27 protein-coding genes and 3 tRNA genes are annotated in these 25,706 nt (G+C 44.3%); 26 read left to right on the top strand and 4 right to left on the bottom strand.

Annotated elements, in window-relative coordinates; translation table 11 throughout:
• The first annotated feature begins 50 nt into the window (after positions 1 to 50).
• The 5 genes from MWM02_RS08730 (at position 51) to MWM02_RS08750 (ending at position 6,077) form a co-directional block, all read left to right on the top strand.
• Positions 51 to 1,514: a SpoIIE family protein phosphatase gene (locus MWM02_RS08730; RefSeq protein WP_244403470.1), complete on the top strand. Its 1,464-nt coding sequence runs from the start codon at positions 51 to 53 to the stop codon at positions 1,512 to 1,514.
• A gap of 39 nt (positions 1,515 to 1,553) precedes the next feature.
• Complete coding sequence (locus MWM02_RS08735; RefSeq protein ID WP_244403471.1) at positions 1,554 to 1,985, top strand: ATP-binding protein; 432 nt, start codon at positions 1,554 to 1,556, stop codon at positions 1,983 to 1,985.
• Complete coding sequence (locus MWM02_RS08740; protein ID WP_064551814.1) at positions 1,978 to 2,409, top strand: anti-sigma factor antagonist; 432 nt, start codon at positions 1,978 to 1,980, stop codon at positions 2,407 to 2,409. Before MWM02_RS08735 ends, MWM02_RS08740 begins: the two co-directional genes overlap by 8 nt.
• 153 nt (positions 2,410 to 2,562) lie before the next feature.
• Entirely contained in the window at positions 2,563 to 4,281 is a 1,719-nt protein-coding gene (locus MWM02_RS08745; protein ID WP_244403472.1) for an ABC transporter ATP-binding protein, read from the top strand.
• The gene (locus MWM02_RS08750; protein WP_244403473.1) at positions 4,281 to 6,077 is read left to right on the top strand and encodes an ABC transporter ATP-binding protein; all 1,797 of its coding nucleotides are present in this window, start codon (positions 4,281 to 4,283) and stop codon (positions 6,075 to 6,077) included. The genes MWM02_RS08745 and MWM02_RS08750 overlap by 1 nt, the downstream gene beginning before the upstream one ends.
• 30 nt (positions 6,078 to 6,107) lie before the next feature.
• On the opposite strand, the gene MWM02_RS08755 is transcribed toward MWM02_RS08750, so the two are convergent.
• Complete coding sequence (locus MWM02_RS08755; RefSeq protein ID WP_244403474.1) at positions 6,108 to 6,755, bottom strand: MOSC domain-containing protein; 648 nt, start codon at positions 6,753 to 6,755, stop codon at positions 6,108 to 6,110.
• Between the two features lie 9 nt (positions 6,756 to 6,764).
• Positions 6,765 to 7,769: an LLM class flavin-dependent oxidoreductase gene (locus MWM02_RS08760; RefSeq protein WP_064551818.1), complete on the bottom strand. Its 1,005-nt coding sequence runs from the start codon at positions 7,767 to 7,769 to the stop codon at positions 6,765 to 6,767.
• A 322-nt stretch (positions 7,770 to 8,091) separates the two neighbouring features.
• On the opposite strand from MWM02_RS08760, the gene MWM02_RS08765 reads away from it, so the two are divergent.
• The 13 genes from MWM02_RS08765 to MWM02_RS08825 all read left to right on the top strand — a co-directional run bounded on the left by MWM02_RS08765 (position 8,092) and on the right by MWM02_RS08825 (position 17,482).
• Complete coding sequence (locus tag MWM02_RS08765; protein ID WP_064551819.1) at positions 8,092 to 8,649, top strand: thioredoxin family protein; 558 nt, start codon at positions 8,092 to 8,094, stop codon at positions 8,647 to 8,649.
• Positions 8,650 to 8,835 carry a hypothetical protein gene (locus MWM02_RS08770; protein ID WP_064551820.1) on the top strand — a complete coding sequence of 62 codons (186 nt, stop codon included), beginning with the start codon at positions 8,650 to 8,652 and terminating at the stop codon, positions 8,833 to 8,835.
• A 148-nt stretch (positions 8,836 to 8,983) separates the two neighbouring features.
• Positions 8,984 to 9,370 (top strand): gamma-glutamylcyclotransferase family protein, encoded by a 387-nt coding sequence (locus MWM02_RS08775; RefSeq protein WP_244403475.1) that lies wholly within the window; start codon positions 8,984 to 8,986, stop codon positions 9,368 to 9,370.
• 26 nt (positions 9,371 to 9,396) lie between these two features.
• On the top strand, positions 9,397 to 10,131 hold the full coding sequence (locus MWM02_RS08780; protein ID WP_064551822.1) for an ABC transporter permease: 735 nt from the start codon (positions 9,397 to 9,399) through the stop codon (positions 10,129 to 10,131).
• A gap of 236 nt (positions 10,132 to 10,367) precedes the next feature.
• Positions 10,368 to 11,732 (top strand): type I glutamate--ammonia ligase, encoded by a 1,365-nt coding sequence (gene glnA / locus MWM02_RS08785; RefSeq protein ID WP_064551823.1) that lies wholly within the window; start codon positions 10,368 to 10,370, stop codon positions 11,730 to 11,732.
• Between the two features lie 223 nt (positions 11,733 to 11,955).
• Positions 11,956 to 12,840 (top strand): sulfite exporter TauE/SafE family protein, encoded by an 885-nt coding sequence (locus MWM02_RS08790; protein ID WP_064551824.1) that lies wholly within the window; start codon positions 11,956 to 11,958, stop codon positions 12,838 to 12,840.
• Positions 12,841 to 13,122: 282 nt separating this feature from the next.
• Positions 13,123 to 14,088 (top strand): MBL fold metallo-hydrolase, encoded by a 966-nt coding sequence (locus MWM02_RS08795; RefSeq protein ID WP_064551825.1) that lies wholly within the window; start codon positions 13,123 to 13,125, stop codon positions 14,086 to 14,088.
• Positions 14,089 to 14,313: 225 nt separating this feature from the next.
• The gene (locus tag MWM02_RS08800) at positions 14,314 to 15,108 is read left to right on the top strand and encodes an SGNH/GDSL hydrolase family protein (protein WP_244403476.1); all 795 of its coding nucleotides are present in this window, start codon (positions 14,314 to 14,316) and stop codon (positions 15,106 to 15,108) included.
• Positions 15,105 to 16,019, top strand: a complete 915-nt coding sequence (locus MWM02_RS08805; protein WP_244403477.1) for an ABC transporter ATP-binding protein — start codon at positions 15,105 to 15,107, stop codon at positions 16,017 to 16,019. Before MWM02_RS08800 ends, MWM02_RS08805 begins: the two co-directional genes overlap by 4 nt.
• Positions 16,012 to 16,992 carry an ABC transporter permease gene (locus tag MWM02_RS08810; RefSeq protein ID WP_244403478.1) on the top strand — a complete coding sequence of 327 codons (981 nt, stop codon included), beginning with the start codon at positions 16,012 to 16,014 and terminating at the stop codon, positions 16,990 to 16,992. The genes MWM02_RS08805 and MWM02_RS08810 overlap by 8 nt, the downstream gene beginning before the upstream one ends.
• A 229-nt stretch (positions 16,993 to 17,221) precedes the next feature.
• Positions 17,222 to 17,295, top strand: a tRNA-Pro gene (locus MWM02_RS08815).
• 11 nt (positions 17,296 to 17,306) lie between these two features.
• A tRNA-Ala gene (locus MWM02_RS08820) sits at positions 17,307 to 17,379 on the top strand.
• Between the two features lie 10 nt (positions 17,380 to 17,389).
• Positions 17,390 to 17,482 (top strand) — tRNA-Ser (locus tag MWM02_RS08825).
• A gap of 234 nt (positions 17,483 to 17,716) precedes the next feature.
• Here the strand turns inward: MWM02_RS08825 and MWM02_RS08830 are convergent.
• Positions 17,717 to 18,352, bottom strand: a complete 636-nt coding sequence (locus MWM02_RS08830) for an FMN-dependent NADH-azoreductase (RefSeq protein ID WP_064551829.1) — start codon at positions 18,350 to 18,352, stop codon at positions 17,717 to 17,719.
• A 486-nt stretch (positions 18,353 to 18,838) separates the two neighbouring features.
• Here MWM02_RS08830 and MWM02_RS08835 point away from each other — a divergent pair, with 486 nt between their 5' ends.
• The 6 genes from MWM02_RS08835 to nfsA all read left to right on the top strand — a co-directional run bounded on the left by MWM02_RS08835 (position 18,839) and on the right by nfsA (position 22,622).
• Positions 18,839 to 19,672, top strand: a complete 834-nt coding sequence (locus tag MWM02_RS08835; RefSeq protein ID WP_064551830.1) for a pirin family protein — start codon at positions 18,839 to 18,841, stop codon at positions 19,670 to 19,672.
• Between the two features lie 171 nt (positions 19,673 to 19,843).
• Positions 19,844 to 20,116: an autorepressor SdpR family transcription factor gene (locus MWM02_RS08840; RefSeq protein WP_198401583.1), complete on the top strand. Its 273-nt coding sequence runs from the start codon at positions 19,844 to 19,846 to the stop codon at positions 20,114 to 20,116.
• Positions 20,113 to 20,751, top strand: coding sequence for an SdpI family protein (locus MWM02_RS08845; RefSeq protein WP_244403479.1), 639 nt, complete (start codon positions 20,113 to 20,115; stop codon positions 20,749 to 20,751). Before MWM02_RS08840 ends, MWM02_RS08845 begins: the two co-directional genes overlap by 4 nt.
• A gap of 238 nt (positions 20,752 to 20,989) precedes the next feature.
• The gene (locus MWM02_RS08850) at positions 20,990 to 21,424 is read left to right on the top strand and encodes an SRPBCC family protein (RefSeq protein ID WP_244403480.1); all 435 of its coding nucleotides are present in this window, start codon (positions 20,990 to 20,992) and stop codon (positions 21,422 to 21,424) included.
• A gap of 1 nt (position 21,425) precedes the next feature.
• Positions 21,426 to 21,779, top strand: a complete 354-nt coding sequence (locus tag MWM02_RS08855; protein WP_064551834.1) for an ArsR/SmtB family transcription factor — start codon at positions 21,426 to 21,428, stop codon at positions 21,777 to 21,779.
• A gap of 93 nt (positions 21,780 to 21,872) precedes the next feature.
• Positions 21,873 to 22,622, top strand: coding sequence for an oxygen-insensitive NADPH nitroreductase (gene nfsA, locus MWM02_RS08860; protein WP_244403481.1), 750 nt, complete (start codon positions 21,873 to 21,875; stop codon positions 22,620 to 22,622).
• Positions 22,623 to 22,972: 350 nt separating this feature from the next.
• Here nfsA and MWM02_RS08865 read toward each other — a convergent pair whose 3' ends face one another.
• On the bottom strand, positions 22,973 to 23,425 hold the full coding sequence (locus MWM02_RS08865) for a hypothetical protein (RefSeq protein WP_244403482.1): 453 nt from the start codon (positions 23,423 to 23,425) through the stop codon (positions 22,973 to 22,975).
• Positions 23,426 to 23,731: 306 nt separating this feature from the next.
• On the opposite strand from MWM02_RS08865, the gene MWM02_RS08870 reads away from it, so the two are divergent.
• Together MWM02_RS08870 and MWM02_RS08875 are read left to right on the top strand one after the other, a co-directional pair.
• A complete protein-coding gene (locus MWM02_RS08870; protein ID WP_244403483.1) occupies positions 23,732 to 24,034 on the top strand; it encodes a DUF3784 domain-containing protein in 303 nt (100 codons plus the stop codon).
• Between the two features lie 313 nt (positions 24,035 to 24,347).
• Positions 24,348 to 25,697 carry a YeiH family protein gene (locus MWM02_RS08875; RefSeq protein ID WP_244403484.1) on the top strand — a complete coding sequence of 450 codons (1,350 nt, stop codon included), beginning with the start codon at positions 24,348 to 24,350 and terminating at the stop codon, positions 25,695 to 25,697.
• The last annotated feature ends 9 nt before the right edge of the window (positions 25,698 to 25,706 follow it).

Below are 25,706 nucleotides of genomic sequence, written 5' to 3' on the forward strand. Positions count from 1 at the left end.
TTGCTTAATGATCAAGAAGAAAGATTACTATGAAAAAGGGTTGAACAATAGTGAAGCTAGATTTACAGGCGATAAGGAAAACATACGGCCATCGTACAGGCGAAGGAATTGTCATTACAGATCGGAATAAAATGATCGTGGCGGTAAACGATGAAGCGGTAGCGTTAACTGGTTACTCCAAGGAACAGTTAATCGGTCAATCGTTTTATCTTCTTGTTTCCGATGAACATCATGTTGAGAAGTACGAATTCATATGGAAATCGGTGTTAGAAAACGGCTATTGGGAAGGAGAAATCGATTATCTTGTCGACAATGACCGGAAATTGGCGCAAACATTAACTGTTTATGCGCTCACAAGTGCAGCGGACGAATTTTACATTTGGCGTTTTTCGAATATTGAGACAACCATCTGTTCGCCAGAACCAGAACAAATTCTTCAAGCCATTTATCAAACTGCTCCAATTGCGGTCATTTCATTGTGCAAAAATATGGCTGTAAAAGAATGGGGAAATGCGGCGGAAGCATTATTTGGATGGAAGCGCGAAGAAGTCATCGGACGGGAATTTGTTTCGTTATTTCCTGATCAGCTACCACGTATGGCGATGTTTTCTCATCCGTTAAAAGAGGAAAAAGAGCGGATTGCAACAGGGGAATGCACGGTAAGGCGAAAAGATGGGACGTTTGTGGATGTTGCTTATTCCGTCATTTCGGTCACTGATTCGGGAGGAAACGTGACAGGATACATAATAATGGCCAACGATATCACAAAGCAAAAGCAAAAGGAAATGGAGTATAAGAAGCAAGTGGAGCTTGCGAAAAAAATTCAGCAAAGCGTGTTAACGCCCCCGATACAAAACGGTGCGGTGACGATGGATGCAATTTATATTCCGTCGGACGACTTGTCTGGAGACATGTACGCGTGTTATCAAATTGATTATGATCGCTATGGCGTCATTATTATTGACGTGATGGGACACGGCATTTCCTCTTCGCTCGTCGGCATGCTGCTTCGCTCGCTGTTAAGAGGGTTGATTGTGCGCGTTATCGACCCCGTGTATGTCGCCATAGAGCTAGAAAATCATGTGCGGAATTTATTCCCTAGCAATGCGAATGAACTGAGATATTTATTTTCGATGATTTATTTAGTCATTGATACGAAAAAAAAGCAGATCGAATATACGAATGCCGGGCATCCAGCTGGATTGTTAATTACGGAAGATGGAGAAGTCATTGAGTTGGATAAAGGCGGGTTGGCGATCGGCAGTCCGTTTTCCGTTCCGTTTGAAAAGGGGATTATTCGTTATCGGCGGCGGACAAGATTGTTTTTATATACAGACGGGATTTTGGAGGAAATCGACCCGTCTATTTTGCAAAGCATGAATAAAATTCGCCACTATGCAAAAATGTATAGTCATTTGCCAGATAAACAATTTTTGCGCATGTTGATCGATCGCGATCGGTCACCAGCGAATCCCGCCGATGATATATGTTTATTATCGATTACGATTCAATAACATTCCTGTGATGAATCATGTCAGAGTAGGTGCGAAACCATGTACGAAATGACAATACAATGTGTAGCGACAGATGAGGCCATTGATTTTTGCGATTTGCTGGCGGAACAAATTGCCCGTTTTCTTTCGGTTCAAGATTGCGATATGTTCGTGTTATCTGTTCACGAAGCTGTCATTAATTCGGTGGAAGCAATCAAGCAATTGGGGAAGGAAGCGGCAAAGAAGACGTTTTTATTATCTTTGCGAATTACGGAGGAGGATGTAACTGTAACAGTTGCGGATGAAGGGGATGGAATTCCGATCAAACAGCTGGAACGAATGAGGGAGAAAAGCCTTGAAGATTTGTTGCTTGCGGAATCTGGTCGCGGGCTTTTGCTGATAAAAGAAACGATGGATGATATATGGTTCGAACGTCAAGAAAATGGAAAATGCGCGATTGCGATGAGAATGAGGAGAGGGCGCAATGGATAGTCGGATATCCACTCTTGAGTTGGAGATGACATCGTCAGAACAATATGGAAAAATATCGTTGAAAGGGAAGCTAGTTTACAATACGCAGCAACTTGCGAGGCAAATGATTGAAATGGCGCTGTCCGAAATGAAAGGGGACGTCGTCGTGATGGACGTCAGCAATCTCCTGTTTATTGATAGTACCGGTTTGGCGCTATTAATCCATTTTTTAAAAAAGGAAGTTTCCAAACAAAAGAAAGTGATCTTTACTGTTTCTTCGAATAAAACGATAGAAAAGCTATTGATGATCGCGAAATTTCATAAATTATTTCCAATCGTAGAGAGCGAACAAGATGTCATTCCGTTTTTCGCTTCTTCGTATGGAGCGATTGTAGATCAAAAAACGTTGATGCAAATTTGGACTGAAGCGCGGAAACGGGATTGACCATTTGTGCGATTTTCACCAACAAAACACATGGAAAATGATTGTCTGAGACATCTCCCCCGGCAATTCGCTTTGAGGAGTATCGGAAAATTGTAAAATATGTTTTTTGCAAGTAGAATAAAAGTTACATCATAGGCGCGGGGGAGTGAAAGAATGCAGCAAGTGTTATCTTACTTAAAACCGTATCGCAAATGGATGATCGCTGCTTGGTCGCTTATGTTCATTGAGCTGTTAGTGGAATTATGGCAGCCGTTGTTGATGGAGAAAATTATTGACAATGGGGTGATGACGAAAAACCTTTCTGTTGTTTGGATGTGGGGAGCGGTCATGCTCGGCACTTCGTTTTTGGCGCTTGCTTCGGGGATTGCCAATTCATTTGCCGCTGCCTATGTTGGCCAAGAGTACGGGTTTTTGCTTCGCAAGCATTTGTTTGAAAAAATTCAATCGTTTTCGTTTGCCGATTTGGAACGCTTTCCGACCGCTTCGCTCATCACAAGAATGACGAACGATGTGACGCAAATGCAAAATATGGTGTTTATGAGTTTGCGTATTGCTTTGCGGGCGCCGCTTCTTGTTTTATTTGGGGTAGTTATGTCTTTTGTCGTTCATGTTCAGTTGGCGCTTGTATTTGCCGTTGCCGTTCCGATATTGGTCGCGTTTCTTTTATGGATGATGACAAAAGCGGCAGCATCTTTTTCGATCGTGCAGCAAGCGCTCGACCGCGTCAATAGTGTGATGCGCGAAAATTTGGCGGGGATGCGCCTCATTAAGGCATGGATGAGGGGAACATACGAGCAAAAGCGGTTTATGAAGGAGAACGAAACGTTGATGGAACGAACGATCAGCGTGTTGCGTTTAGTAGAAACGATTACTCCCGCATTATTATTTGTCATGAATATGGCGATGATCGTCATTCTTTTTGTCGGCCGCATTGACGTTCAATCAGGAAGTGCGACAGCGGGGCAAGTAGTGGCAATTGTTAATTATGCGACTCGCATTACTGCAGCGTTATCGATGTTTACATTTATTATAATGGCATTTTCGCGCGCTAAAGCATCGGCTGGTCGTGTTGCCGACGTGTTAAGCGTGAAAGTGGATATCGAAGATGAGAAACAGGCAAGCGATAAAGTCTCCGGACAAGGAGAAGTCCGCTTTGAACACGTGTCATTCCGTTATCCAAATAGCCGCGCTCTCGTTTTAAAAGATATTTCATTTGTTGTTCGTCCTCATGAAACAGTGGCGATTTTAGGTGCAACCGGTTCAGGAAAATCGTCGCTGCTTCAGTTGATTCCCCGTCTATATGATCCGGTGGGCGGGCGGGTGATGATCGATGGCGTCGATGTTCGGCAAATGAAGCAAGAACAATTGCGTGCATTCATCCGTGTTGTTCCACAGGAAGTATTGCTGTTTTCCGGCACGATTGCCGAAAACATCCGTCTCGGAAACGAGCGCGCTTCGATGGAAGAGATTATCCAAGCGGCGAAACATGCGCAAATCCATGATACGATTATGAAGTTTCCGGATGGATATGACACAGTGATTGGGCAAAAAGGAGTGAACTTGTCCGGAGGGCAGAAACAGCGTCTTTCGATCGCGAGGGCGCTCGTTGGAATGCCAAAAATTTTATTGCTTGATGACAGCACAAGCGCTTTAGATTTAAAAACGGAGGCAAAATTGCTACAGGCGTTAAAGGCGTATACGTGCACGACATTCATTGTGACGCAAAAAATTCAAACAGCGATGAAAGCAGATACGATTTTCTTGCTGGATGACGGAAAGCTTTTAGCAAAAGGCAGCCATGATGAGCTGCTAGAGAAAAGCGAGCTGTACCGGAAAATCGTAGAATCACAGTTTGGAAAGAAGGGAACATAATGTTGCGACTGCGACATGGCACAATGGCAACGGTGGGGCAAAAGCAGCAAGCAAAAGACAACATCGGAACATTGAAGCGGCTTTGGTCGTTTCTTGCTCCGCAAAAAAAATGGCTTATTGCCGTTATCGCAATGGTGATCGTTAGTTCCTGTTTAAGCCTTCTTGGTCCATACGTAGTAGGAAGGGTGATTGATGCCTATATCGTTGAGAAGCGGGCGGACGGCTTTTTTCTTGTTGTAGCGCTTCTTCTTTTTATTTATGCGTCACTTTCTGTATCCACTTTTTTGCAAGGCTACTGGATGATCAAGGTCGCCCAAAAAACGATTTATGCCATCCGACAGCGGTTGTTCCGTCATTTTCATGAACTGCCGATTTCGTTTTTTGACAAGCGCCAGCAAGGGGAATTAATGAGCCGGATAACGAACGATATCGAAAATATGAGCCAAACGTTTAACAGCACGGCTATTCAAGTGATATCGAGCACGCTTACGCTTGTTGGAGCGATCTGCGTCATGCTTTGGCTAAGTCCGCTTTTAACATTTATCACTTTACTTGTTGTCCCACTGATGTACATTGGGATGAGATGGATTACAAACCGCACGCAAAAACGGTTTCGCGAGCAGCAGCGCTGTTTAGGAGAGATGAATGGATTTATTGAAGAAGTGATTTCCGGGCAAAAAATCGTGAAAATGTTTGCGCAAGAACGGAGAATGATTGACGAATTTTTGCGGAAAAACGAAACATTGAAGCAAGCGGGATTTTGGGCACAAACATATTCTGGATTTATCCCGAAACTAATGAACTTTTTAAACAACTTAAGCTTCGCGCTTATTGCCGGCGTCGGCGGTATTTTAGCACTAAAAGGAATGATCTCCATTGGGGTTATCGTCGTATTTGCCGAATACGCGCGCCAATTTACCCGCCCGTTAAACGATTTGGCGAACCAATGGAATACACTGCTTTCGGCATTGGCCGGAGCGGAACGGGTATTTGAAATTTTGGATATGGAAAAAGAAGAACGGGACGAAACAGGAGCAATCTCGCTTGACCGCATACAAGGAAAAGTAGAATTTGACCATGTCGTGTTTTCCTATGACAAACAACAAAACGCCATTCGCGACGTCAGCTTTTCCGTTTCTCCGGGAGAAACGGCAGCGCTCGTTGGTCCGACTGGTGCGGGGAAAACGACGATTTTGCAACTGCTCGCCCGCTTTTACGATCCGGATCGCGGCCATATTTTCATTGACGGGCACGATAGTCGCTCGATTAAACGTGCAAGTCTGCGCGCCCATATGGCGTTTGTTTTGCAAGATACGTTTTTGTTTGAAGGGACGATTCGCGACAATATTCGCTATGGAAAATTAGACGCGAGCGACGAGGAAGTCGAGCAGGCGGCAAAATGGGCGAACGCGCATTCGTTTATTATGAAGCTGCCAAACGGTTATGACACGGTGTTAAAACAAGATGGCAGCGGCATCAGCCAAGGCCAAAGACAGCTGTTGGCAATCGCCAGGGCGATGGTGGCAAACCCGTCGATTTTAATTTTAGACGAAGCAACAAGCAATATCGATACAGTAACCGAAATGAAAATTCAGGAAGCACTCGAACGGCTGATGAGAGGTCGGACATGTTTTGTCATTGCCCATCGGCTCAATACGATTCAAAACGCGGACCGCATTCTGGTCTTGCATGAAGGGAAAATTATCGAACAAGGCACGCACGAATCGCTGCTAGCAGCAAAAGGGTTTTATTATGATTTGTACCATCATTATTTGCAAAAAGAAGAGGTATCATAAAAACGACTTGTACACATGCGTACAAGTCGTTTATTCATTAGCAATGGCGGAAAGTCTCGTTGTAAACGTTTTGCGCCAGCTTTCCGACAAGGCTGGTTCCGCGATGATTTTTTGCATTGCTTCGACGTTTGTTTTTTCTACATAGTAAATATGGTTGACATATTGTACAGATAAACGTGTTTGGCTGCGTTCAACGAGTGTGAGTTTATCCCCCTGCTGAACGGTTCCTTCTTGTAATACGCGAAAATAAAAACCGGTTCGTCCCGTTTGCTGCACCGCAAGTGGAAGATCCGGAAGACCGTGCCGTTTGGAGAGCTTAAAGCAAGGCTGTCTCGGCTGGGACAGTTGAATGACGGCGGTTCCGACGGAAAAAATATCGCCGATGCATACTTGCTCTTCTGTAAGTCCTTCTAACGTAAGGTTTTCTCCGAACGCGCCAGGGGAAAACGGGCGGTGATACCGTTTTTCCCATTCGGAAAAATGCTCGGATGGATAGGCGCAAATCGCTTTGTCATATCCGCCGTGATGCACTAAATCCGCTTGTCCGTCTCCGACAAAGTTGCGTTTTGTAACGAAGAGCGGTTCGAACACAGTTTTTTTATAAATCCCCGTTGTGAGCGGTTTTCCATCGATCATCACCGTTTGCGGCGCGCCGACGTTGACAGAAATCACTTTCATTTTGTTTCTCTACCCCCATAATTCTTCGGCAATTAATTGGAATGACGTCAATTTATCTTGAAAATCATACGTAATCGTGACTAACATGATTTCGTCTGTTTCGTATGCCTCGCTTAATCGGAAAAGCTGTTCTTTGATTTGTTTCGGCGCGCCGACGATCATTCGTTTGCGGTTTTCGACAATCCGTTTGCGTTCATACGGGCTGTACGGATAAGCCATTGCTTTTTCTGGGCTTGGCGTGCCGTTCGACACCATGCCTTGCTCAATCATCAACAGCGATAAATCAAGGCTTGATGCTACCCATTCCGCTTTTTCTTCCGTTTCGGCGCAAATGGCGAACACAGCGACCATATTGCGCGGCTTGTTCAAATATTTTGATGGAACAAACCGTTCGCGGTACAATTTCGTATAATATTCCCCGCCTTCGCCGTTAATAAATTGGGCAAACACATACGGCAACCCTTTTTGCGCAGCAAGGAGTGCGGTGGATGAACTTGAGCCAAGCAGCCAAACATCAGGCGCTGTCTGAACGTTTGGCGTCGCCTTTAGCCCATGTAATGGATGTTTTTCTGGCAAATCGTTATGCAAATAAGCAAGCAAATCGTCAATCTGCTCTGGATAGCGGTCTATATCTCTTCGCTTTCCTTCCTGCAAGGCGATCGTCGCGATCGGCATGCCGCCTGGCGCCCTTCCGACGCCTAAGTCGACCCGGCCGGGATGAAGACCTTCGAGCACTTTAAAGTTTTCTGCTACTTTGTAGGCGCTATAATGCGGAAGCATGACTCCGCCGGAACCGATGCGAATGCGCGACGTTTTCGCGCCAATATGGCCAAGAAGCACTTCTGGAGACGAACCGGCGAGGCTGTTTGTATCGTGATGCTCCGATACCCAAAAACGTTCATAGCCGAGCTCCTCGACAAATTGCGCGAGCCGAACAGTATTCGCTAACGCTTCTTCCGCGGTCATGCCTTCTGCGATAGGTGATTGGTCTAAAACGCTTAATTTAAGGCGCATTAAAAACATCCTTTCGTTATCTATGCGTTTTTTAGGAAATTCTCCCATAAAACGATAAAATAATTTATTTTCATTATGTTTCAATTTCAAAAAAATGTCTATTGATTTGCCTGCAGGATTTTAGCGTTTTTTGTTGTCGATGATTTCGCGGAAATGTTTTCTTCATTTTCGATATAAATATAACCGAACGCGCGGATGAGCGACGCGAATGGCATGGATGCTATGTACCCCCCTCGTTCATCCATTTAGGCGGGAGATTTGTGATTCACTTTGTTGCTTTGGTATAATAAAACAAACATGGATTTGGAAAGGGTGTGGATGTATGCCGGCAGTTGAATCGAACATGTTCCCGTTAGGAAAAAAAGCGCCATCGTTTGAACTGGTGAATGCGGTTGATGGAAAAACAGTCCGTTTGGAAGACATCAAATCGGATGTCGCAACGGTGATCATGTTTATTTGCAACCATTGCCCGTTTGTCAAACACGTGCAGCATGAACTCGTCCGCCTTGCCAACGATTATCAGCCAAAAGGGGTGACGTTTGTCGCGATTAACTCGAACGATGTCGAAAAATATCCGGAAGACTCGCCGGAAAACATGAAAAAAGTGGCGGAAGAGCTAGGATATCCATTCCCATATTTATTTGATGAAACACAAGAAGTGGCAAAAGCGTATCAAGCGGCGTGCACCCCAGATTTTTATGTGTTTGACCGCGACTTAAAATGTGTCTATCGCGGACAATTGGACGATTCAAGACCAAACAATGGCATCCCAGTTACAGGCGAGTCGATTCGTGCCGCTCTTGATGCATTATTAAACAATGAACCAGTGCCAGAAAAACAAAAGCCAAGCATCGGTTGCAGCATTAAGTGGAAAGAGTAATTGGCTCTTGACATTCCTGCATCGATCGATTGGCATAAAACAAGCATCATGTCTTGCTACGGAACGGTATGGGTGCTCCTTTTTACACTGAAAATAAAAAGTGATATCGCTTTTGGCGGTATCACTTTTGTTTTGCGGCGGTCCGTTTCTGCCGAAAAAGACAAATGGACACTAGCGCAGCTTTAGAGCTGAAAGGATGGGGAAGAGGTAAAGCTTCCATTGTTTTTGTTTTTTCGGCATGGTAAGTAGTAGATATCCAGATATTTAGATATCATTTTCTACTCTCTATTAATAACCATAATATTATTATGTAAATATTGAAGGAGGAAAAGAAATGAGACCGCTGCTGCATCGAGTATTTGTGTACGGAACGCTGCTAGTTGGAGAGGAAAACCATCATGTCGCGGCGCCGTACATCCGCGACATCCAGCCGGGGAAAGTGAAAGGACGTCTTTATCATGTCGGCGAATATCCCGCGCTCGTTATCGAAGAAGAAGGAGAGGTGGTTGGCGAATGGTTGACGGTAACGGAAGAGGGGATGCAAGCGATGGATGAGCTCGAAGGGTATGAAGAAGGCGGGCAAAATAACGAGTACGAACGGGTTTGGATTAAAGATTTGGAACAGCCGCTCGAAGGGTATGTATATGTATATCCGAAAAGCAAAGCCGCACACCTTCCGCTTATTCCATCAGGGTCATGGCGGCAGCGGCAGATGGACTAGCTGCTACGAGAAAGAAGGTGCTTTGATTGAACGAAATCAGTCATACGTCGCTTTTTGTCATATGGCTGTTTATTCTTGTGCCGGTATTTGTATCTTACCGACAGTCATTAAAACTGGAAAAAGACATTATTTGGTCTTCATTGCGCGGATTTGTTCAACTCCTTATATTAGGATATTGCATTTCCTATCTTTTTTCGCTCGAAAAATGGTATGTCATTATTGGTTATGTGCTATTGATGGTTGCTGTCGCTTCATTCAACGTTTCAAGGCGGGGAAATGATACAAAACGAACGTTTTTTCTTGTTTTTTTCAGCATGATCGTTTCTGTCGGGATTCCGATTATGTTATGGCTGATTTGCCGTATTATTCCGTTTCAGGCGCGATACATAATCCCGGTTGCCGGCATGTTTTCCGGAACAGCAATGGTCGCTGCAAGCGTCGTATTAGAAACGATGAAGCAGGGGAAACATGACAATATAAAACAGTACGCGGTCAAAATCGCGATGATTCCGACGATCGATTCTTTAAAAACAATGGGGCTTGTACAAATTCCCGGAACGATGACGGGAATGATTTTAGCGGGGGCGGAACCGATCGCTGCGGTGAAATATCAAATTTTTATCGTATTTACTCTTCTTGTTGTTGCCGCCATTTCTTCCATTACTGTTTGTTTTCTTAATTATCGCGTTTTCTATCAAACTAACGATCGCCAGGGCGTTGATCTTAACCGTTCGCTTAATAACGATGACGTATATTTATGATGGCCGCTGCCTAAAAGGATGTTGATGAATCCTTTATCAGCGGCTATCTTTTTTATTAGCAAAAAGCATAAATATACAATCACCCAATCATTTATAATATTTTTTGAAAACGTTTTCTTGTTAATGTTTATAAAAATACAGAAAAATTAATAAAAAAAGTATTGCCAAATACAATCTTCTCTCCTATAATAAAGGCATGTTATAAAAATAAACACTATAATGTGAGGTAATGTAACATGTCAAAGGTGATGGTTTCTCCTACAAGCGATCAGGTGGCAATGCTTGAGCAAATCAAAGAAACGATCAAGCAAAAGCATGTTGAGCTTTTGCATCTGCAATTTGTCGACATCGAAGGAATTTTAAAGCACGTTACGGTGACGGCGGAGCAGCTTGATGATGTCGTGGAAGGAAAAATCATGTTTGACGGCTCCTCGATTCAAGGATTTTCCCCTATCAACAAATCCGACCTTTATCTTCTTCCTGACTTAAACACATTTGCTGTATTGCCTTGGACAGTGGAAGAAGGATATGCTGAAGCCCGTTTCCTTTGTTCTGTTCTCAATCCTGATGGAACTCTGTTTGAAGGGGATCCACGCAATGTTTTAAAGAAAACAGTGGAACGTGCCGCGGAAAAAGGATATGCGATTTCTGTCGGCCCAGAATTGGAATTCTTTTTATTCAAAGCGGACGAAAACGGAAAGCCGACGACAGAACTTCATGATAGCGGCGGATATTTCGAGCCGTCTCCAAAAGATCTCGGCGAGCGCGTTCGTTTAGAAATTTACCGCGCGCTGAAGGCGATGGGTTTTACGATCGAAGCATCCCACCACGAAGTTGCAGAAGGACAGCATGAAATCAACTTCAAATATGCCGATGCGCTAGGGGCGGCAGATAATGCAACTACATATAAGTGGGTTGTAAAAACGATCGCTAATAAATATGGGCTGCACGCCACGTTTATGCCAAAGCCGGTGTTCGGCATCAATGGCTCCGGCATGCATGTGAACATGTCGCTATTTAAAGACGGGGAAAATGCGTTTTTTGATCCAAATGATGAAAACCAATTGTCGGAAACGGCTTATCAGTTTATCGCTGGTTTGCTTGCGCATGTCAAAAGCTTTGCCGCCGTCACGAACCCGCTAGTAAACTCGTACAAACGGCTTGTCCCGGGATATGAGGCTCCTTGTTACATTGCGTGGTCGGCGTCAAACCGTTCGGCGTTAATCCGCATCCCGGCCAAACGTGGCATGGCGACCCGTGTCGAGCTCCGCTGTCCAGACCCGTCGGCTAACCCTTACCTTGCGTTTGCCATTATTGCTGCCGCTGGTTTGGATGGAGTGGAAAAAGGATTGCAAGCTCCGGCGCCGATTGATGAAGATATTTTCCATATGACAGAAGAGCGCCGCGCTCTGCTTGGCATTGAAAATCTGCCGGAAAATTTAGGAACGGCAGTGGAAGAGTTTGCAAATGGCACGATCGGTCGCGAAACGCTTGGGGAACATGTATTTCAGGAATATGTTGCCATGAAAAAAGCGGAGTGGGATAGCTATCGTACCGCTGTACACGCTTGGGAAATTGAACAATATCAAGCGAAATTTTAAACAGAAAAGAGGGCACGGAAGAGATTGCTTTAGCAGTCTTCTCCTGTGCCCTTTTTTTATGATTTTATGAATGATGAAATTTAGGTAAAATAGGGTCCGGATGATGATGTTGAACCCCCCTATTTTATTTTTTTTACAATTCAAAGTTGACAACTATGAATACTTGGCATTAATGTATTAATTGATAAAAATATTCGAGCATTTCAGATGGAGGGAGAATAGAGTGAAAAAATTAATCATATTTGTGATTGTCGGATTTATCGCGCAGCTCATTGACGGTTCGCTCGGAATGGCATACGGGGTTACATCAACAACACTGTTGCTCGCATTTGGAATTACTCCTGCGGTCGCCTCTGCCTCGGTGCATTTAGCGGAAGTGGCCACAACCGCAGCTTCGGGCGTGTCGCATATGAAATTCGGAAACGTCGACCGCGACATGGTGATTAAATTAATTATTCCCGGCTCGCTTGGCGCGTTTGTCGGCGCCTGCTTTTTAAGCAATCTTCCAGGAGATCTCATTAAACCATATGTTTCTTTATTTTTGTTGGCGCTTGGATTTTACATCATGTACCGGTTTTTGTTCCTTTCTGCTAGACAAGATCAACAACCGCCACGAAAGTTTTCGAATAAGCAACTTGTCCCTCTTGGTTTAGTGGCTGGATTTCTCGATGCGACCGGCGGGGGAGGATGGGGCCCGATTTCCACCCCTGTTCTTCTCGCCAACAAAGGAATGGAAGCGAGAAAAGTCGTTGGGACGGTCGATACATCGGAGTTTGCCGTTGCTTTATCCGCTACCATTGGATTTGTCATTTCGTTAGGTTGGGAGCAAGTCAATTGGTTTTGGGTAGGGACACTCATGTTAGGAGGCATTATCGCCGCGCCAATCGCCGCGTGGCTCGTCCGCAAGCTACCATCCCATTTGCTTGGGGTATTAGTTGGAGGATTAATCATTTTTACTAATGTTCGCACATTGCTTCATGCGTGGGAGGCTCCTGACAAATGGTATCCAGCCATATACGGCGCTATCGTGTTCGGTTGGGCTGTTTCGATATGGTTGGCAGTTCGCAATCATCGGAAAATGTCGCTATCTAATGATCTTGCGTCATAAAAAGAAATGAAATGTCATGGATCGAAAAAGCCAAAACGGATGGATAGAGGATATAAGCGTTCTATAACCTTGAGCTGGGATGGAGAAACAGCCTGTTTAAGTTAATCTTTATGCAAAAACAATACGAGAAGATATAGACGAAATGCTTTGAATGGTAGATCGCATAAGGCATAAACGATGGAAGATGGGTAATCTGAAATCGTTTATGCCTTGTTTATTGTGGAGATTCTCTTTTTTATTTGTTAGAATATTAAAATAAATATAAAAATGGGAGATGACATTATGCAAAAGCCAGTTGATTTAGGACATGGCATTTCCATGATTGATTTGTATGATTTAGGAGTTGCTAAGCGTACCGGTACATATGTGCTTCACGAAGAGGAGCTCACCATTATCGAGACGGGGCCAAGCCCTTCCGTTCCTCATTTATTAAAAGGATTGGAAGCGCTTCATATCGATCCGGCGGATATCCGCTATATTATTGTGACACATATTCATTTGGATCATGCTGGCGGTGTCGGGGTGCTGCTAGAAAAGTGCCCGAACGCCAGTGTCATCGTCCATCCGAAAGGGAAGCGGCATTTGGCGGAACCGTCGCGATTAATCGCTGGGGCGAAAGCGGTGTATGGGGAGAAATTTGATGAATTGTTTTCCCCCGTTTTGCCGGTTCCAGAGGATCGTCTTATCGTAAAAGAAGATGGCGATACACTTACGCTCAGCGACAAGCGCGCGTTGACGTTTTTCGATACGCCTGGCCATGCCAACCATCATTTTTCGATTTACGATTCGCGCAGCCGCGGCGTTTTCACTGGCGATACGATCGGGGTATTTTATCCGCAGTTGCTGAAAAATGGATTGGAATATTGCTTGCCGTCCACTTCTCCGAATCAATTTCGACCAGAGGCGATGCTGCAATCGGCTGAACGTCTCGAACAGCTCCAACCTAAACGCATTTATTTCGGTCATTTTGGCATGCTAGAAAACCCTCGCACGGCGTTCGAACAGCTTCGCTTTTGGCTTCCAAAGTTTGTCGAAGCGGGGGAAAAGGTGATGGCGGAACAATACGGCGCGCCGATGCACGAAAAAGCGGAAGCGGTGTTTCAAGCGTTATATCAAGAGGTCAACGCCTTTTTGCAAGCAAAACATATTCCAGCGGCATCCGAAGCGCACGATATCATCCGCCTCGATCTGCAAGTATGTTCGCTGGGAATTGTCGATTATCTGCAAAAGACAATCAGCCAAGGTTAGTATGCTGTTTCTGATGCAAAGCTGTTTTCAAGGACGGTTCCTCTATTCGAAAATTCTCGGGGGATGAGATACCGATTTGAACAAGCGGTCATCCATGAAAATGGTTCAAAATAATGGGCTTGGTGATATCACCAAGCTGTTTTTTTGTGAAAAAACCGTACGTTAGGCAACGTCAAAAAAATGTTGTATGATAAAGAAATAAAGGCAAAAAGAAAGGATGATTGCATGCGACGCGGTATTGTAGGCACTATCACGATTGTATCCGCGCTAGCGGGAATATTATGGCTTGGCGGCCTTGCCATGACCATTCAAGACCAATTTTTTTCTGCTGCAGCACCGCCGGCAGGCACGACAAAATATACAAAAGAGCAAAAAACGGACAACCGTGAAATTTATATTGTCGCCCTCGGTGACTCGTTGACAAGAGGAACGGGAGACGAAAGCGGAAAAGGATATGTCGGCTATATGGTTGATCATCTTCGCAAAAAAACAACGAAGCCGATTCGTGTCACAAACTTGGCCATTAAGGGGCAGCGGTCGGCCGGACTTCTTAAACAATTAGGACAAGCCGAAATCGAGCGGCAGCTAAAACTAGCCGACATTATTGTCATGACGATCGGCGGCAACGATTTATTTCAAGGCGGGGAAGCGCTTAAACTTGCGTCAAAGCAGATCGAGCAAGCAAAAGTTTCGTATTTGCGCAATTTAGATCGCATTTTTCAAACGATTCGCCGCGTCAACAAAGATGCCGTCATTTTTTACATCGGGCTTTACAATCCGTTTAGCGACCTCGGCGCTGCGAAGCAAACGTCAGCGATCGTAAGGCAGTGGAATTTTGCTTCGGCAGAAACGGCGGCTCGCTATTCCAATATTATCGCTGTTCCAACGTTCGATTTGTTTGCGCTTCATGTCAATGATTATTTGTACAGCGATCATTTCCATCCGAATAAGGAAGGCTACAAGCGGATTGGCGAACGCGTCGCTTCCTTAATTACATTCACAGAGGGGGACGAAAAGTGACGAAGCAGGCGACATTAATCGTTGAAAATTTGCGCAAAACGATTCGCCGCAAAGAAATCATTAAAGGCATTTCCTTTGAGCTAAAGGAAGGGGAAGTGTTCGGCTTTTTAGGGCCAAACGGCGCAGGAAAAACGACAACGATCCGCATGCTTGTCGGGCTCATCAAGCCGACATCAGGGCGGATTTCCATTTGCGGATATGACCTTGAGCGCCAGTTTACGAAAGCGATTCGCCATATCGGTTGCATCGTCGAAAATCCCGAGTTATATCCGTATTTAAGCGGCTGGGAAAACCTTGAGCATTTCGCGCGCATGGTTCCAGGTATTCCGAAAAAGCGAATGAACGAAGTGGTCGAATTGGTTGGGCTGCAACACCGCATTCATGATCGTGTTAGCACGTATTCGCTTGGAATGCGGCAGCGCCTCGGCATTGCCCAGGCGCTGTTGGGAAAACCGAAAGTGCTGATTTTGGACGAGCCGACCAACGGGCTTGATCCTGTCGGCATTCGCGAGATGCGCGAATTTATCCGTTTTTTGGCAGAAACGGAAGGATTAAGCGTCTTAGTGTCCTCCCATTTATTAAGTGAAATTCAGCTGATGTGTGACCGCGTGGCAATTATGGCGAAAGGGACGATGCTACGGATTGATACGGTGGAACATTTGTTAAAAGAACAAGCGCGTGTCGTCTGGAAGGCCGAGCCGCTGGAGGCGGCAAAAGCGATATTGGCGGCGGAAACGTCGATTTTTCGAACAGATGGGGACACGCTGATCACCCCATACGAACCAAAAAAACTTTCCGTTTGGAACAAGAAGCTTGTCGAAGCAGGGGTTGCCGTCCATGAGATCCAGCCGAAACTGCCGACGCTCGAAGATTTGTTTATCGAATTAACGGGAGGAGAGACAATTGAATAATCTCGTATACAACGAAATGTTAAAAATTGTCCGCAAAAAACGTCTGTTTGTCATTGCTGCGATCGTCGCTGTGCTCGTTTCCCTTTTTACGTACGCGCAATTCAAGCAGGTTAAGGAGTTGCAAGAACGTTTAGGGACGAGTGATTGGCGGACGCAGCTTCAGCAGCAAATTATCGACGCGCAAAATCGGCTGAATTCGAGCAGCATCTCGGAGGAATGGCGGAAATATTTGCAAATCCGCCTCCAACAGCAGCAATACTATTTAGAGCATGACATTAACCCATCCGCCCCTGGCGCGCCGACGTTTATGCGCATGTTTATCGAAAACGCGATCGATTTGTTTCTCCCGCTTTTAGTCATGGTCGTTGCCGCTGATTTAGTATCATCGGAAGCAAGCGGTGGAACGATCAAGCTTTTGTTGACAAGGCCGGTGAAAAGGGGAACGATTTTGCTTAGCAAATACATAGCTCTTCTTTTAGCGATTTCGTTTATTTTGCTAATAGTCGCCTTGCTTTCTTATTTGATTTCAGGAATGGTATTCGGGTATCAAGGATGGCGTCTGCCATTGCTCACCGGTTTCACCATTAACGGGGAAGAGCTAAATACGGAAGGGGTTCATTTGCTTCCGCAATGGAAGTACGTGTTAATCGAACTAGGGCTTGCCTGGTTTGTTTCGATTGTCGTTGGAACATTGACGTTCATGCTTTCTGTATTGATGCGCAGCACCGCCGCGGTAATGGGCATTATGCTTGCGGCATTGATTTCCGGAGCGATTTTGTCCAATATGGTGTCCTCATGGGAATCGGCAAAATATTTGTTTATGGTCAACCTCCGTCTTACGGATTACATCAACGGAACAGCGCCGCCGATTAACGGAATGACGCTTGGCTTTTCCATGACGGTGTTAGCGGTGTGGGGAGTTGCAGCGCTTGCCATCGCGTTTATGGTGTTTACAAAGCGCGACGTATATTAAAAAAGAAAAGGGACGAGGCCCAATAAGCATTGCCCGCTTTAAGGGTTTCGCCCCTCTTTATATTAAGCGCACTTTTCGGCAAAAATATTTTTTATTTTTCTAATAATAAAAAATAAATGAATTTAAGAGTGAACGAAAAAAAGTCGATAAATCTATTGACTTTTTGATTTTTTTCGTTAGAATAATAATTGCCGCAAGCGATAGAAACTATCGGTTGCGGCAAAGATGTCGGGAAGTAGCTCAGCTTGGTAGAGCACATGGTTCGGGTCCATGAGGTCGCAGGTTCAAATCCTGTCTTCCCGATCATTCATGATGGGGCCTTAGCTCAGCTGGGAGAGCGCCTGCCCCGCACGCAGGAGGTCGTCGGTTCGAATCCGATAGGCTCCATCATTGAACTGGAGGAGTACCCAAGTCCGGCTGAAGGGGTCGGTTTCGAAAACCGATAGGGGTGTCACAGCCCGCGGGGGTTCGAATCCCTCCTCCTCCGCCATTACATATGGAAAATAGGTGGAAGCGTACAGCTTGCCGATGCAAAGCGGCAAGCTTTTCTATTTTTTTATGGAAAAATGAATCACGCTCCAATTATTGTGAAAATCTTTCTCGGCACAATGAACTTGGATCACCGGAAAACAACAACGTTTTGCTGTTTTACTTTTACGCAGTTTCTAGACTTAAGCAAAAATGGCCTGTCCCTAATTAAAGGAACAGGCCAAAATGGATCGCGTTAAAAGTTTTTCGCTACTTGTTCTGCGCGTTTGATCGCGTTTTCCTTAATGGATTCGGCCTCATTCGGGAATTGCGCCATTCCCTCGGCGATCACGGATTGTACGTCGGTAATGCCGATGAAGCCGAGCACTGCCCGTAAATAACGGTCCCCAAATTCCATTTCTTTCGTTGGCCCTTCTGAATAAATTCCGCCGCGCGCTTGAATGTGCACCGCTTTTCTTCCTGTTAATAGCCCTACCGAACCATTTTCCGTGTAACGGAACGTTTTTCCCGCAATGCAAATCGTATCAATATAAGCTTTCATTTTCGGCGGGAAACTAAAATTCCACATCGGTGTGACAAACACGTATTTATCCGCGCTGACAAACTGATCGGTGAGTTCGTTAATGCGGCTTATCTTTTGTTTTTCGTCCGCGCTTAATTGCTCAAATGATTGCCCTTGCTGCAGTTTGCCCCAGCCATTCAATACGTCGGCATCGATATAAGGGATATCGGTGCGGTAAAGGTCTAATTCGACAATCTCGTCTTGCGGGTTTTGTTGTTTATAAGCGTTCAGAAACGCTCTACCGATAGATAAGCTGTAAGACTCTTCTTCCCGCTTTGGATTTGCCGTAATGTACAATAATTTTGCCATGTTTTTTTCTCCTTTCATTGCGATGAATTAATGCGTTTGTCAAACACTATGTAAATCGGCATCACATGTGGCATAGTGTTTGAACGTTAATATAATAATGTAACTAACTTACTTTTGTAAAGCAAAATACTTTTTAAAAATTCATATCGGAAGAAAAAGAAGCAAATGATCGAGAAAGATGCAGTAAAAAACATAAAGAGGGCAGAAAAGGAGGGCTTGCCTGCGCGCCAGTCTTTCGCTTTTGCAGGAGATGTTTCACTATCGAAAGACATTCCGATTGATTGCGTTCGAAAATGTGAAAGGCATGATAAAGAAGCGACGAACGACACAACAAATGAAAAAAGCCAATTTTCTATCCGTTTGATATACTAAGAGAAAGATCATGTTAGAGGAGACAAAAAATAAATCGTTTGCATTTATCAGTTCCGTTGGAGTACGATACAAATGAAATTTGTTTGCGAACAAACGGTAAGGAGGAGAAATAAGATGCCGGTACAGCGTCGCATCCGCCGCGTGAAAACGGTGCAAATTGAGACAAACAGCCCGATTCATCGCAGTGGACAAGTGTTAGAGCCAGGAAATTGGCAAGAATACGATCCGTTTCTATTGTTAATGGAGGATATTTTTGAAAGAGGAACGTTTGACTTTCATCCGCATCGCGGAATTGAGACGGTTACGTATGTCATAGACGGACAGCTGGAACATTTTGATAGCAAAGCCGGTTATGGAATGTTAGGACCGGGAGACGTGCAATGGATGACTGCGGGCAGAGGTGTTATTCATAAAGAAGATCCGGCCCGCGACTCGACGGTGCATAGCTTGCAGCTGTGGATCAATTTGCCGAGCGCGAAAAAAATGATTGAGCCGCGTTATCAAAATTTAAAGGCAGAAGACATGCCGGTCCGCAAAGAAGACGGGGCGCTGATCCGCGTGTTTTCCGGGTCGTCGCGAGGGGTAAAAGCACCGACGCTCAACCATGTACCTGTAACGATGGTCGAAATGATATTGGAGCCGGGAGCAAGTGTTGTGCAAGATTTGCCGGGAAGTTACAACGGCTTTTTGTACATTTTAGAAGGAAGCGGGACATTTGGCGCTGATAATACGGAAGGAAAAGCAGGGCAAGTATTGTTTTTAAGCCGTGCCGAAAACGAACCGGAAAGTGAAATTACTGTCACCGCCAAAGAAAAGCTGCGCGTCCTCCTTTATGCCGGCGAGCCAGTCAACGAGCCGGTTGTCGCTTACGGACCGTTTGTGATGAACACGCAAGAGGAAATCCGCCAGGCGATCCGCGATTACCAAGAAGGAAAATTTGCCGAATAACGGTGATAAAAAGCGTTCCGAAATGGGACGCTTTTTTCTATTATCGATATTGCCAAACGTTTTTTTATTTTGGTGGATTATTGACGAAAATCAAAATATTTTCTATCCTGAAATTAAATAATTAGATAATTTTCTAAATAACAAAATAATGATGGTGAAAGTAGTATGAAAATGAACCTTGTTTATAAAGCGCTGGCTGATCCAACGAGAAGAGACATCCTCAACCTGTTAAAGCACAAGGACTTAACAGCAGGGGAAATCGCTGATCATTTCCGTATCTCCAAACCGAGCATTTCCCATCATCTTAATTTGTTAAAGCAGGCGGATTTAGTGCACGCCGAAAAAGAAGGGCAGTACATCTACTATTCTATCAACACGACGGTGTTGCAAGATGTGTTAGCGTGGCTTTTATCTTTGCAGGAAGGAAAGGAGAAAAAGGAATGAAAAGGCATTGGTATTTTCTCTTGTTGATCATCTTTAGTGCGGGATTTTCCTTATGGGCATATCCGCGGCTGCCGGAGGAAGTTCCGGTTCATTGGAACTTTTCGGGGGAAGTGGATGGCTATTCATCAAAGCTTTTCGCCGTTTTATTTGGCCCGATTCTCTTGACATGGATTTATGGGATATTGATTGGAGTGGCGAAAATTGATCCGCGTAAAGAAAATTATAAAAAATTTGCCAGTGCGTATCGTATTTTTGTGAACGCATCGTTGACGTTTTTCGTTTGTATTCACATCGCCGTTATTTTTAGCGGTCTTGGCTACGATGTCAATATGGATTGGATTGTGAATATAGGGTTAGGCCTGCTTTTTATCATTCTCGGAAATTATATGCCAAAAGTTAAAGCGAATTATTTCATGGGCATCCGCACGCCGTGGACGCTGGCGGATGAAACGGTGTGGGCGCGCACGCACCGGTTTGGCGGCAAAGTATTTTTCATTGGCGGAATCATCATCATTGTGTCTGCCTTTGCTCCATCCTCCATTCGCGCTGTGTTTCTCATTGCTTCGATCGCCTGCATCGCCATTGTGCCGATGGTGTATTCTTATGCCGTTTATAAAAAGGTTACTGACAAATAAGAGAAAGCAGTACTCCGTGATTGGCAAGCGGCCTTTTCGGCGTTTTTGGAGAGGTGGCAATCATTTCGTTGTCCGCCTCTTTTTTATTGTCCATTTGTTGTTACGAAACGTTAAGAAATTGGTTGAACGGGGATAAGTAGTGTGCTTGTAATTTCATTGTTGACATGAAACCAAATGGTTTCGTATAATCAAAAACGAAACCAAAAAGTTTCATAACTAAAATGTGGAGGTTGAAACAATGGCGACAAAAAATACAACGAACAGCATGTTGCCAGATATTCGTCACACGATGGTTTTTCAAGCGCCGATTCAAAAAGTTTGGGAGGCGGTTTCCACTTCAGAGGGGCTCGCAGCTTGGTTTATGCCCAATGATCTTCAGCCGATGGTCGGTCATGAGTTTCATTTAAATGCCGGACCTTTTGGAATGTCTCCGTGTAAAGTAATCGAAGTCGATCCACCTCACCGCTTGTCTTTTCGCTGGGGGAAAGATTGGACCGTTACTTTTGAGCTGAAAGAGCTGAATAAGGGGCAAACAGAGTTTACGCTTATCCACTCCGGCTGGGATGTGAATAAGGTGACGGAATTTGGCGAGTCTCACACGATCGTGCGCAATCGGATGGATCAGGGATGGGCCAAGCTTTGCAAATCCTTAGGCGCGTGTGTCGAGGCGTAGTATGGCTGCCTTATCGCACAAGCATGACGTCTTCCAGGCCATCGCTGATCCTACCCGACGCAAGCTGCTGCGATTGTTGGCTGATAAGGAAATGCCCGTTACCGCCATCAGCGGCCATTTTCCAATCAGCCGAACGGCTGTGTCCAAACATTTGCGGATTTTGGCGGATGCCGGACTTGTGAAGGAAAGAAAAGTCGGGCGGGAAACGCGATACCGCCTAGAACCAGCTCCGCTGTTGGAATTAAAGGAATGGTTGTCCTTTTACGAACGCTTTTGGGATAACAAAATGGCGATGCTCAAACATTACGTGGAAAATGGTGAAGAACACATGGTTGATGATGGCGATGATAAATAAACAACTTGGAAAGAGTCAATTATTTTTTGGCTCTTTCTTTTTTTTGGTATTATAAAAAGCAAAGCGATTAATTTACAATAGGGGGCATTTATTATGAATCCAGTCATTGAAACGATTTTGCAGCACCGCTCCATTCGTAAATTTGAAGACCGTCCGTTAACGGACGAGCAAATTCGCACGATCGTCGAATGTGCGCAAGCGGCGTCGACATCAAGCTTTGTGCAAGCATATTCGATCATTGGCGTGAAGGATAAAGAGACGAAACGAAAGCTTGCGGAACTAGCGGGAAATCAGCCTTATGTCGAACATAATGGACATTTCTTCGTGTTTTGTGCCGATCTTCACCGTCATGAAGTGGTCGGTGAAATGGAACAGCAAGATGTGCTGCCATCGCTTGAAAGTACGGAAAAATTTATGGTCGCGCTCATCGATGCGGCATTGGCGGCGCAAAACGCAGCTATCGCCGCCGAATCGATGGGGCTTGGCATTTGCTATATCGGCGGATTGCGCAACAACTTGCCGGAAGTGTGCAAACTGTTGAAAGTGCCGAAACGGGTCATTCCGCTTTTCGGGCTTGCCGTCGGTTACCCGACGCAGCAGCCTGACAAAAAACCGCGCCTGCCGTTTGAACACGTATACCATGAAGAAACATATGAGCAAGACCGCACTAAATTCGAAGCACAGCTGAAACAATATAATGATACCGTTTCCGCGTATTACGAAAAGCGGACAAACGGCAAACGCCGCGATACATGGACCGGGCAGATGGCCAACATGCTCAGCAACCCTGTGCGCATGTATATGAAAGAATTCGTAGAAGGAAAAGGGTTCAATCTTCGTTAATCACGCTCCGGCATAACCAAACACATAGCCGTAATCCCTTACGTATCAAGGGATGCGGCTTTTTGGCTTTTCGCCGGATGTCCCTGTTTGGTGCCCACATTAGCCATGAATTTTCATGTAAATGGTCTCTAATCTGTCCCAATTTCTTTTTATTCAGGCGGAGTAGGTGGTGTGTCGTCATCGAACAAGCTTTTACTCATATTCCAGTGTGCCGGCGGTATTCGCTAACGATGCGAGATAGGGCCTTTCTTGCCGTTTTCTCGCGGAAAAGGTTTTCGCGGTAATATTTATCATTGGTCCGAATCTGTATTCTCTCTTTTCCTATGTTTTACGTGAATAGAAAAGGGTTATTATTTCACTTTTATCGGAATTGCATAAATCGCATTTCCTTCTTCCCAACTAGCATGAATAACGTAAATAAAAGATCCTGATCCTTTCGGAAGTATTACTGTGTTATTCATTACCCTTTCAAAGTGTACACGATCATTTTTCCATATTCCTGCTTCCATATCTGCCGGCTGGTATCTAAAACGAATCAGCAGCTTTGCATCGGCCGGAACTACATTGAAATCCATGTTTTCTACAAGATAAGGAGGGGCAACAGCATTTGCATCAATGGCATGACCATTTTCTGCCCAAGAATATGTTGCGATTTTATAATCCATCTCTTTGCCATCTACAGTTAAAATTGGTTTTGGTGACTCCAATTCCCCTAATTTACACCCTGCCATAAAAACATCATCATGAATAATAATATCCTTCTCATCTATCGATTCCTCCCTAACAAATAAGACGTGTTTCAATGACAAAAGGCAACGAGACAGTCCGATAGTTTAACATGAACATCAATAACATCCTTTAACAGAACTTTTAAAAATGATAAAAAACGGCAGATTGCTTTTGATTAGGTTAGTATCGCAGACAGAATATGTTGAAGCAGGGGAGATTTTTCAGACAAATTTTGTCAAGCATCATTCTGATCGAGATGGTACTTTTGTTTTAAAGGATATATGTTATTCACTTATTGATATTTTTAGAAAAATTTGTTACATCTTGTTATAGATTTATCAGTTGATAAGATAATGTAAGTTTCTTTTTGGGGGGATACAATGTATCTTGGGGTGGTTATTTGTAGTATTGTTAGTTTATTGATGATTTTACTGGGGTATTTAATTTGGGCAAAAAAGAAATTATTCCTTATAGCAGGTTATGATGAGGAAACTTTTGTAGGAGACAAAGAAAAATTAGCAAAAGCAATGGGCATGTTTTCTATATTCATTGGCATACTTACCTTTATTCTTCCATTTACTCTTGAGTATATTGGTTCATTCACAGGGTATATATTTGCAATAATTATCGTGTTGGGGACGATTGTAATGTTTATTTATGTCAATATGCTCAATAGAAAGTGAAAAAAGAGGAATCCTGTAAGGTTGACAAAATTTCAATGCCATATATCTTTTATCTATTCTGAATTTTATGTTGATTTTAGTGTACGATCGTGTTATACTTCACTTCAAAAAAGCACACATTTGTTTCAAAGTTCTAGAAATGAAGATTTATTATCGAGCAAAGAAAACGGGGGGAGTGAGACGATGGCGAAGCATTTTCTATCACATTTAATCCTAGTAAACGAATAGGTATAATAAAGTTTGCTTTAGTGTAACGTGCAATGAAACTGCATCGAATTAAATCTTTTCCAAATTGATAAGGGGGTGTTAATGGATGCATAAAACGAACTTATCTGATGAAAGAGCATTGCCGACTATCCAAAGCGGATGGGCGGAATTCATTCGAAAAGAAGATTGGTGGGCGGTATGGATTGGCCTCTTTCTTGTCATTTTGGCCGTAGTCCTTTGGTCGGCGGGGAATTCGATTAAAGTGCTTACTGCACAAATCCCCAAATGGGGGGGCATTCATACTTTAACGGCTGCATTAAGCCATCATTTTGGATCCATTGTTCTCTTATTTATCACTTTCTTCATTTTGTTTTCTATTGCCGTATTCTTTTTGCGTGTTAAACTTAGTCAATTTGTTTCTGGATTTATCGTTTTATTTATACTTAGTGTATTGATCAATATTTTTAGCTCATGGGAATGGGCGCAACGATATAATTTGGAAGCACCGCTCATTGCCCTTGCTATAGGGCTTGTTATTAGCAATATTATTCCGATTCCTGACTGGTTTGAAGCAGCATTGCGAACAGAGCTTTACGTGAAAGTAGGTATTGTGCTTCTTGGTGCGACACTTCCTTTTGCGCTCATTGTCAAAGCTGGGCCTGTTGCCATTCTACAGGCGACGATCATTGCTGTAGTTACTTTTTTCACCATTTACTTCGTCGGATCCAAGCTAGGTTTGGATAAACGATTTGCAGCTACGTTGGGGGCAGGCGGTTCTATATGCGGTGTCTCTGCTTCGATAGCTGTAGGTAGCTCCATAAAAGCAAAGAAAGAGCACGTTTCCGTTTCGATATCACTTGTTGTGATTTGGGCGATTGTCATGATTTTTGCTCTCTCACTCATGATAAAATGGCTCAAAATACCAGCGGGACCGGCAGGGGCGTGGATCGGCACATCGGAATTTGCCGATGCCGCAGGGATCACGGCAGCCAGTGCATTTGGCGATAAAGCGCTCACGGCGTTTACGCTCATGAAGGTGATTGGCCGCGACATATTTATTGGTGTTTGGTGCTTTATTCTTGCATTCATTTCTATCACTCGGTGGGAAAAGCAGGAAGAAGGAACAAAAGCAGATGCATCTGAAATATGGCGCCGGTTTCCAAAGTTTGTGCTTGGCTTTTTTGCCGCTTCAGCCATTGTGACCATCATTTTTGCCAGCGTTTCAACAGCTGACGCTGATGTGATTAATGCGGATATTGTTGCACCGATCAAAGAATTGCGGACATGGGCTTTTACTTTTTGCTTCTTATCGATCGGATTGACAACCCGCTTCAAACAATTGACATCGGTTGGTTGGAAACCTTTTGTCGCATTCAGTTCAGGGGTTGCGGTGAACGTGGTTTTGGGATACATTCTGTCCATCCTTGTCTTGGGCTCTTACTGGGCAAATCTGTAATACTTATGA

Origin of the sequence: Parageobacillus sp. KH3-4, from assembly GCF_022846435.1 — a bacterium.
GTDB lineage: Bacteria > Bacillota > Bacilli > Bacillales > Anoxybacillaceae > Parageobacillus > Parageobacillus thermoglucosidasius_A.